Source organism: Planktothricoides sp. SR001, assembly GCF_001276715.1.
Lineage (GTDB): Bacteria > Cyanobacteriota > Cyanobacteriia > Cyanobacteriales > Laspinemataceae > Planktothricoides > Planktothricoides raciborskii.
Genome location: NZ_LIUQ01000067.1, coordinates 19,642 through 29,097, shown reverse-complemented (window position 1 = coordinate 29,097; position 9,456 = coordinate 19,642). Strand labels below are relative to the sequence as shown.

Here is a 9,456-nt window from a genome sequence, read left to right as displayed (position 1 = left end):
AGCGTCCTTGCGTAAGTCCTGACTCATTCCCTTTGGGAATATGGCGACGAGATTATTGGGAATTTTACCGATAAAAAAATTACAGATAACCTAGATTTTAGCCATGATTCAAAGAATAAGTCCAGTAGCGATCGCCTTTACTTAATTGCCGAAGATGCCCTATCTTTTACCAGTACCAGCGAAAAGTATCCCGGTATCGAAGGATTTGCCCAACCCCAAAAAATCAAAGATAGTTATGCCCTGTGGCTGAATATCGGCTATTCTGATGAAAATTAAGCTGCGGAACCTGTCCCGGTAGAGTCCCTAAAACAATTGAATCCAAATCATGTCTTAAGTCTGCCACAAGCTGAGGAATTTTCCGGGCAATTTGTCGGGCAAACTTTGCTAATTACCGCTTGGTTAACTACCAAAACCCAACAACGAGATCGGGACTATCTCCGCAGAGTTGCTGACCAATGTTGTCAAAGTCTCTTGGGAGAATATGCCCCGCAATGCGATCGCGAAGGGGAATTATTTGCTAGTCCGATTTTTGCCTACAGTAAACCGACTCAACGGGATAAATATCCTCATGTTTTAGTTTGGCTATTCCGGGATGAAAAAGCCGATCGCCAATATAATTACTATCAACAGGAATTAATTGCTTTATTCCTCTATCGCAGCAAAATTATTAAAGCCTTCCAGAATAGTCGTTTGGTTTATGACTGCCTAGATCGAGCATATCGCAATCTTGAAAATAGCTTAGATCGGTTGCAAACAGACCTGAATTGTCCGCACGATGTAGTCACGAATGACGACGATCTGGAAAAGTTTAAAACCCAGTTAAAAACTTTTGCCACCGAGTCTCTACCCTACACCCGATTTCTGCGAAAAATGGAGGATTTCCACAATACAATTGAGATAAATCTTCACAATTATAATCAGATAATTGATCAAATTTGTGCTAACATAGAATATGATGGATAAAATCTATCTTTTTTGCGGGATTTTGGTCAAGAAACCGCCCCGCTATTTCTGCGCCAAATTAAAGCGGACTTAGGCTATTTTCAACATGGGACGGATTTGATTAATACCGCGATCGCCTCGATTCGGGGCATTGTGGAAATTGACCAGACAGAAGGCGATCGCCACCGGGAAAAAACCGAAAAAGAGGGTAGACAAGAACAAGAAAAAGATAACCAAAAACTCCAAGACCTGATTCAATCGGTGGGGGTGGGGATTGCGGCGGGTGCGATCGTGGCTTCTTCCTCTGGGTTAATCACCCAACCTTGGTATTTACCCAACGCCAAAAAAGTCGAATTGTCTCTACTTCCCCATCCATTTTTCATCGCTTTAATTTTCAGTGCCTTATGTTCTGTAGGGGCGTTGTGGATTGCCACAAAAGTAATTAGTAATCGGCGGGAAAAGAGTTAGAAAACCACAGAAAAAAGGTGGCTTCAGGAAATAACTCATAGAAAAATTATAGGTATTTTATAGGTATTTTATAGGTTTGTTTAGCGATAATCATCAAATAAACAGCTTATATTTAATCTTTTCTTAGCAACTTATAACCCCATAAATAATACCAATTTCACAAATTATTGCTACAATTACGAAATCGTTCCCCGGCTGGAAAGAGCTTTCCCCTGCTGGAACCTGGGAAAGAGGGCTAAACGAGGGCTATTGTAGGGGCGCTAAGGAAAAGCGCCCCTAGATAATTGTGTTAATCTTAATTGAAACAACTATACTACTGGGGCTGAATAATGTTAAATTCCCAAAAAATTTAACACTTGTTGAATATAAGTGGGAAAGTCCTCCAACATTGGAAAATGAGCCGTGCCTGGAATTTCGACATACTGGACTAAATGGTTAAGTGCTGCTGCTTTGCGAGCCCCTGCCGCTGGAATGATTTGATCGTATTCTCCGGCTACCAATAAGACGGGTACTTTTAGGCGGGCAAACTCTTGTGGCATTACTTCCGTGGCTTTCTTACTAACTGAGGTAAAAATTGTCCCCAAGGCAGCCTCGTAATCTGCCATTAAATAATCTTCTAAAAATGCTCGACTCATCTGTCCAGAAACTGGACGATGCAGAAATCGGGCAATAAATAGCCGATGCATTAATGGAATTTGCTTGAGCCAACTAGGACGAAATTTGACTACTTGCGCCCCCCATTTATGAAAGGCGGTAAATGCTTTTTCGTCGTACTCAAAAATGCCGTTACAAGTTAGAATAGCTTTTTCTATTCGGTGAGGATAGCGGTTAAGAAATAGGGTGGCAATGGAAGCCCCCATCGAATGAGCATTGATGTAAATTGGCTGTGGCAATTCTAGGAGATCCAAAAGCTGATTTAAGTCTTCGGCATAGATTTCCAGTTCATAGTTTGAGTTGTTGTAAGAGGCTGTACTCGATACCGAGGAATCAGGTGATAACCGGGAACGGCCAAATCCTCGCATATCGTAGAGTAAACAATCAAAGCGATCGGCTAAAGCGGCGGCGGTACTTTGCCAATAACGTGCGGATCCTCCCCATCCGTGCAAAAACACCATGATCGGTTTTGAGGTGGAAGAGGAGGGCGATCGCACCCATTCATAATAATGATCGACCCCTTGAACTTTGATATAGGGCATTTTGACTCGTCCGGGCAAAGTTCTAAACTACGTGGTTAAATTGTTAAAAGGAATAGACCTCTGGCAAAATTGTAAAAAGCCCCCCTAGATCCCCCCTTAATCCCGCGATCCAAGGGGGATTAAGGGGGGACTTTTTAGGTTGGGAAAGCATTCTGATCTATTGTCCACAAAGGGGAATCTAGGCAGATTCTGGTTTCGGTAGGGATGAGGGATGGAGGAGCAGTTCTGCGGTTGAGCGTTTTTCCACCATTTCCCCAGTAATAGCACAACGGGTTACATCCTTGCGGGAAGGTAATTCATACATCACATCGAGCATCAATTCTTCCACAATGCCCCGCAAAGCGCGAGCCCCAGTCTTGCGCCGGTATGCTTCCCGTGCGATCGCCCGAATCGCATCGGGCTTAAACTCTAACTGCACATTATCCATGTGGAGTAGCTTTTGATACTGTTTCACCAGTGCATTCTTAGGCTGAGTCAAGATATTGGTCAGGGCTTCTTCATCCAGGGGGTCTAAAGTGGCTACCACCGGAATTCGACCAATAAACTCTGGAATCATACCAAACTTCACCAAGTCATCTGGCTCCACTTCTTTCATCATATCTGCGGTGCGTTGGTCTCTGGAATTATTATCGCCCGGTTGCACAAAGCCCATAGATTTTTTACCCATGCGACGTTCCACCACTTTTTCCAGACCGACAAACGCACCCCCGCAGATAAACAGAATATTGCTGGTATCGATCTGGATGCAATCTTGATAGGGGTGTTTGCGTCCACCTTGAGGGGGGACATTGGCGATCGTACCTTCTAACATTTTCAGCAATGCTTGCTGAACCCCTTCTCCAGATACATCTCTGGTAATTGATGGATTTTCGCTTTTGCGAGCCACTTTATCGATTTCATCGATATAGATAATGCCTCGCTGTGCTTCTTCCACATCTAGATCAGCAACCTGGAGCAATCGCAACAAGATATTTTCGACATCTTCTCCCACATACCCGGCTTCCGTCAGAGTCGTGGCATCGGCGACGGCAAAAGGAACATCGAGAATTTTGGCTAAAGTTTCCGCTAACAGAGTCTTGCCACACCCGGTTGGGCCAATTAGCAAAATATTAGACTTATGGAGTTCCACTATATCATCCGACGACATTTTCCCACTGGCCTTTGCTTGTAAAAAACTTAGGCGCTTGTAGTGGTTATAAACCGCCACGGACAATACTTTTTTTGCGGCATCTTGACCAATCACGTGATCGTCAAGATATTTTTTCAGTTCTCTGGGCTTAGGAATCTGACTCAATGAGAGATTTGTAGCGCGAGAGCGGCGTTTTTGTGACGGTTCCGATCGCGGAACCGGCTGGGGGGCTGCTGCGCTGGAGTCAAATAGCTCCTCATCCAAAATCTCATTACACAAGTCTACACATTCATCGCAAATATAGACTCCCGGACCGGCAATCAATTTGCGAACCTGCTCCTGAGACTTACCACAAAAGGAACATTTCAGATGGGAGTCGTACTTAGACATAGACGGCCTCTTACTTGCAGTGCGCGTGGATCCTCACCGTTTGGCAAGACCCAATGGAAAAATTATTTAGAAATTACCTGGTCAATCAGACCATAATTTTTTGCCTCTTCTGCGGACATGAAAAAATCACGTTCCGTATCGGCGGCGATCTTATCGAGAGGCTGATCGGTATGTTCAGCCAGTAATCGATTCAATGTATTTTTATGATATAAAATTTCTTTGGCTTGAATTTCAATATCCACAGCTTGTCCCTGGGCTCCGCCAAGAGGCTGATGAATCATAATTCGGGAACTGGGTAAAGACATTCTTTTGCCCTTGGTTCCAGCACTTAAAAGAAATGCGCCCATACTTGCGGCCAAACCATAACAAATCGTGACCACATCTGGTCGAATTTGTTGCATGGTGTCATAAATCGCCATGCCTGCGGTGACGGATCCGCCAGGAGAGTTGATATAAAGCTGAATGTCTTTTTCGGGATCTTCTGACTCTAAGAATAGCAGTTGAGCCACCAAGGAATCAGCGACGTTATCATCCACAGGTGTACCGAGAAAAACAATCCGTTCTCGTAATAAGCGAGAGTAGAGATCAAAAGCTCGCTCTCCCATACCCGATTGTTCTACCACCATAGGGATGACATTTCTCGCCGGTAAACCAGAATTGAGGGAATTTTGGCGATCGCTGCCAGAATTTTGCTCTGCTAGTCCGGCAGTTGCCATGACGATTTCTGGGTAGTTTGAGTGGATTTCCAAAGAGAATGAACTAGAAATTGGATGATGACTGGACTGAGATTGAAGCATAATTTTTTTAGAATTTGTCTGAAAACTATCGAAGTCTTAAAATCTCAGAGTAGCAAATTTCTGGGGTGACTATTGAGTTTTTCCCGGCATTTATTGATTGGATCTGCTCAGAGTGAACACAAAGCTGTTTTTATATTCTCACTGTTACAGACCGATCGCTGGATGGAGTCAGTCACACCAGTATTTTTTACAGGTGGATGCTCAAAGCTGATGAATCATAAATCAGTATATGTAATCAACCTCTAAGTTTGTTGGCAAAATAGAATAACGCTCAATAAATCCAGGCGATAGGATAACCCTGGTCAGAGATTAGTTGGCAATTATTTTTTGCCTCAAAGCGATCGCGATCGGGTCGGGGGATCTTAAAACCTTAGTCAGTGGATCAGATTAGACAGTTACTAGGTGGTCGGATCACCATAGAACATAACCCTGTTGTGAGTTTTGCTTCACTGGTTATGGGAAAACGGTTGAGCTTCTACTATCGAGATGCCACCATTGTTCCGATGTTCCGATTGTAAAACAAAAAACATCTTCTTGCCCGGACATCAGTCTTCTTGATATATATTATGCCCTAGATCCCCAAAGAATGAGGGGAATCAGGAGAAAATTACTCATTCTTGGATCAACTAGGGCAATAACCGAGTCAAGGCGATCGCTCACGGGGAACCGCAACGTTTAAGAGGGCGCTTCCGTCAGGCATCCCTAATGTTTGGCTCTGACCACAGGCTATTCTGTCGGTTCGGAGTTTTCTTCTGGGACGGACTCAGGGTTTAGGTCGGATTTAGGCTCAGAGTCTTCTAGGTCACTTTCATCAGCAACCGAAGCTAAAGTTCCTGGTGGGACTAGCTCAATTTTTCCATGTTCTGCCAGAAAATCGAGAGATTTTTCTTGGATCAGTTCAGCCTGAACCAATTCTTTCAATCTCTCCAGATCCACATCTGCGGACAATTGAGGTGTCAGTTCAGCGATACGCTTTTCCACCGCCTCTGGTGCGACTTCCAGAGATTCCATCTCAATGACTTTTTTCAGCCCTAAAACCAATTTCAGTTTTTCGATCGCCTCTGGACGAGAACGTTCCCGCAACTGGGGCAGATTGTCTTTCGTGTACAACTGTTTCACATCCATCCCATAACGTTCCAACTGGATGGCGGCTTGCATCAAAACATTATCGACTTCTTGGGAAATCATTGTTTCGGGCAGTTCAACTTCCACCTTTTCCAATAGTGCAGTCTTCAGGGCTGCATGGGTATTGGCTCTGGTTTGTGCTTCTGCTCTGGCTTGAAAATCTTTTTCCAGAGATTCTCTTAACTCCGCAAAAGTCTCAAATTCGCTCACCGCTTTGGCAAAATCATCATCCAGTGCGGGTAACTCTTTTTCTTTCAGTTCTTTGATGGTGATGGTAAATTTAGCGGCTTTTCCGGCTAACTCTGTATTGGCATATTCCGGTGGGAAATCTACAGAAATTTCCTTAGTTTCTCCCACATTCATCCCCACGATCCCTTCCACAAAGCCTTGAATAAATCGACCTGGGGTAATTTCTATTTGATAATTTTCTGCTTGACCCCCTGGGATTTCTGGGGATTGCCCTTCAGGGGGTGCCACCAACTCTCCGGCATAATCAACCACAGCAACATCACCGAATTGAACGGCGCGTCCTTCCACTGGGATTAAAGTCGCTTCTGCCTGGCGTTTTTCTTCTAAAAACTGATCGACTTGTTCTGGATTATATGGGATTTCTTCAGCCTTCACCTCCAAGCCCTTGTAATCGCTCACTTTCACCTCTGGGGGTACATCGACGGATGCCGAAAAGGTGAGCGCTTGCCCGGGTTCAAACTGGTTAAGTAGCTTGTCAAAGCTGGAACGCAGTTGATAATTCCCGATCGCCTCAATTTGTTCTTGCTTGATGGCTTTTTCCAGACAATTTTGAATCAATTCTTCGACTGCCGCTGCTTTAATGCGGCTGGTGCCCAACCGTTGCAACAACACAGTACGGGGGACTTTTCCTTTCCGAAATCCCGGAATATTCGCAGAACGACTAAATTCCCGAATCACCTTTTCATAAGATTCTTGGGATAATTCCGGGGGAATTTCAATTTCCAGACCAATTTGACTGGAGGGAAGCTTTTCCTGGGTGACTTTCATCGGCTATACATTGGGACAATAAACATTCGGACAGAGATTAAAGATATTTCCCCACCCCTTGAATGACTTGTTTTTGGGGAGGGAAAATTTGCTCAAGGCACCTTGAGGGACAGTGCAAGGGGTCAGGACGGAGAAATTGTTAAGTTTAACAGCAAACAATTTAAATGTCTCTATACTTGAGGATCAATGGCCAAGCATTTTTGCTCGAATCGAGGCATCAGCAAAACCGAGGGGTTATTTCCTTCTCTGCTTGGGAAAGCGAGTTGGCAACCTGTTTGGTGATTCTTGGCTGATCGTTCTTACCCCTCATAGATGCCGGAGCGACATTGGGGCGAACCACACTTGCTCCGCCATCTATCTAGTCAAGAAAGGATGCCTGCAATTCTTGCACTGGCGCTCTATGGGTCAACAGACTGCTGTTGACGTGAGTTAGTCTTGACGCAATTATTGATCCTAGCGGATTTTGCACCAATCAGCTTATATATTAAGGATCTGTATAGAAATTCCCCCCACCATAATCGGTCAATTTGTCTCTGTAATCCTGAGCTTTGAGTGGTTTGGGCTACCGGATCTAACGGATTAATTTCCGGCTTGCGGGTGCTGCCTTTCCGGGAGGGCAGGGGCGATCGCCTGAATTGTGTCGTTCTATTGTGTGGTGCTTTGGGGGTTCAACGCCCAAGTATGTAAAAGAGATCCTGATCGGCACGGAATCGAATTGTTTGTGTGATAATGTAACCACATAAATAATGATCGACATCATCTAGGATTTTTCTCTAAAGTGAGGTACAACGCTTTGCTTTTGTCGAACGACCCTTAAGGCTTCGCCTTTAAATTTCCAGAGCAGATTGCCTAAACCCAGCCAATGTGTAATTTAACAGAGCAACAAAAATACAAAAGATTGTAATCCTATGATACCTAGTATATTGTGAACTTATGCTGATTTCTGTAAATACGCTACCATTGCCACAAATATCACAAATATAAAGAAAATATATCAATCAATGTCAATCAAGAGCGTATTAGGATGAAAATGATAGTCATTATATAATTCTCATCGCATCATGGGGATTTCCCGATATCTTATGAGATAAATTTATCAAAAAAAAAATTAAAATTAATTACTTTTAACAATCATCCGAACGAATAACTAGGAGGAAATAGACTTGTCCAAATCATATCGAGTCGCCATTTTAGGCGCTACAGGTGCAGTTGGCGCAGAGTTGCTAGAATTACTCGCCGAGCGGGAATTTCCGTTGGCGGATTTGAAACTTTTGGCTTCCCCTCGTTCAGCGGGCAAAACCCTGGCCTTTAAAGGAGAGGAGTTGCCCGTGGTGGCGGTGGCAGAAGATTCATTTAATCATGTGGATCTGGTATTAGCCTCAGCGGGAGGTTCCACTTCTAAAGTGTGGGCACCGAAAGCGGTGGAAGCGGGAGCCGTCGTGATTGATAACTCCAGTGCCTTTCGCATGGATCCCAATGTGCCTTTGGTGGTGCCAGAGGTGAACCCAGAGGCGGCGGCCATGCACCAAGGAATTATTGCCAACCCCAACTGCACGACGATTTTGATGACGGTAGCTATTTGGCCGTTGCATCAGGTGCAGCCAATTCAGCGGATCGTCGTGGCTACTTATCAATCCGCCAGTGGTGCTGGGGCGCGGGCAATGGAAGAGGTGAAAGCTCAGGCGATCGCCATTTTGCAAGGAGAAACCCCCAAAACCGAAGCATTTCCTTATCCTTTAGCCTTTAATTTATTCCCGCATAATTCTTCCCTCAACGATGTGGGATATTGTGAGGAAGAAATGAAAATGGTGAAAGAAACTCGCAAGATATTTAACGCTCCGGATCTCAAAGTCACGGCGACTTGTGTGCGAGTTCCTGTATTGCGGGCTCACTCAGAAGCGATTAACTTAGAATTTAAAGAACCTTTTAGTGTCACAAAGGTCAGAGAAATTTTGGCCAACTCTCCTGGGGTGAAGTTGGTGGAAGATTGGGAAGCGAATTATTTCCCTATGCCCATCGATGCCACCGGACAGGATCCGGTGTTGGTGGGTCGAATTCGTCAAGATATTTCTCATCCTTGTGGTTTAGAAATGTGGATCTGTGGCGATCAAATTCGTAAGGGGGCAGCTTTAAATGCGGTCCAAATTGCGGAGTTATTAGCCGCCAAAGATTTAATTAAACTTTAATTAAACCGACAGCCACTTTCGGGTGACTGCTTAATTTGAGAGGCCAAACGGATTAGTTTAACTGATTATAGGCAAGAGAAATTTGCCAAAATTTCCCTTGCTTTGATGAGTACGGCGAATCTATGACCATTATGCCATCAGCGCCAGTGATTGCCGATTCAATAAAGTGCCGATTCAACCATGAAGTGCTGATGGATGATGGCAGG

Annotated in this window: 7 protein-coding genes; 3 read left to right on the top strand and 4 right to left on the bottom strand. The window is 44.4% G+C overall.

The features are described 5' to 3' along the window. The first annotated feature begins 312 nt into the window (after positions 1-312). On the top strand, positions 313-963 hold the full coding sequence (locus AM228_RS25510; protein ID WP_054469735.1) for a hypothetical protein: 651 nt from the start codon (positions 313-315) through the stop codon (positions 961-963). Between the two features lie 12 nt (positions 964-975). After that, on the top strand, positions 976-1,410 hold the full coding sequence (locus tag AM228_RS25505) for a hypothetical protein (protein WP_054469734.1): 435 nt from the start codon (positions 976-978) through the stop codon (positions 1,408-1,410). 332 nt (positions 1,411-1,742) lie between these two features. Here the strand turns inward: AM228_RS25505 and AM228_RS25500 are convergent, their stop codons facing one another. From AM228_RS25500 to tig, 4 genes are all read right to left on the bottom strand, one after another. Next, entirely contained in the window at positions 1,743-2,606 is an 864-nt protein-coding gene (locus AM228_RS25500) for an alpha/beta fold hydrolase (RefSeq protein WP_054469733.1), read from the bottom strand. Between the two features lie 178 nt (positions 2,607-2,784). Beyond that, positions 2,785-4,125, bottom strand: coding sequence for an ATP-dependent protease ATP-binding subunit ClpX (gene clpX, locus AM228_RS25495; RefSeq protein ID WP_054469732.1), 1,341 nt, complete (start codon positions 4,123-4,125; stop codon positions 2,785-2,787). Positions 4,126-4,187: 62 nt separating this feature from the next. Then, positions 4,188-4,922: an ATP-dependent Clp endopeptidase proteolytic subunit ClpP gene (clpP, locus tag AM228_RS25490; RefSeq protein WP_082349086.1), complete on the bottom strand. Its 735-nt coding sequence runs from the start codon at positions 4,920-4,922 to the stop codon at positions 4,188-4,190. Positions 4,923-5,648: 726 nt separating this feature from the next. Continuing rightward, entirely contained in the window at positions 5,649-7,064 is a 1,416-nt protein-coding gene (gene tig / locus AM228_RS25485; RefSeq protein WP_054469730.1) for a trigger factor, read from the bottom strand. Between the two features lie 1,163 nt (positions 7,065-8,227). Between tig and AM228_RS25480 the strand changes: the two genes are divergently transcribed. Further along, on the top strand, positions 8,228-9,250 hold the full coding sequence (locus AM228_RS25480) for an aspartate-semialdehyde dehydrogenase (protein WP_054469729.1): 1,023 nt from the start codon (positions 8,228-8,230) through the stop codon (positions 9,248-9,250). Positions 9,251-9,456: the final 206 nt, after the last annotated feature.

Coding starts and splice junctions, on each gene's coding strand:
- AM228_RS25500 (WP_054469733.1), bottom strand. CDS start 2,606: ATGCCCTATATCAAAGTTCAAGGGGTCGATCATTATTATGAATGGGTG.
- clpX (WP_054469732.1), bottom strand. CDS start 4,125: ATGTCTAAGTACGACTCCCATCTGAAATGTTCCTTTTGTGGTAAGTCT.
- clpP (WP_082349086.1), bottom strand. CDS start 4,922: ATGCTTCAATCTCAGTCCAGTCATCATCCAATTTCTAGTTCATTCTCT.
- tig (WP_054469730.1), bottom strand. CDS start 7,064: ATGAAAGTCACCCAGGAAAAGCTTCCCTCCAGTCAAATTGGTCTGGAA.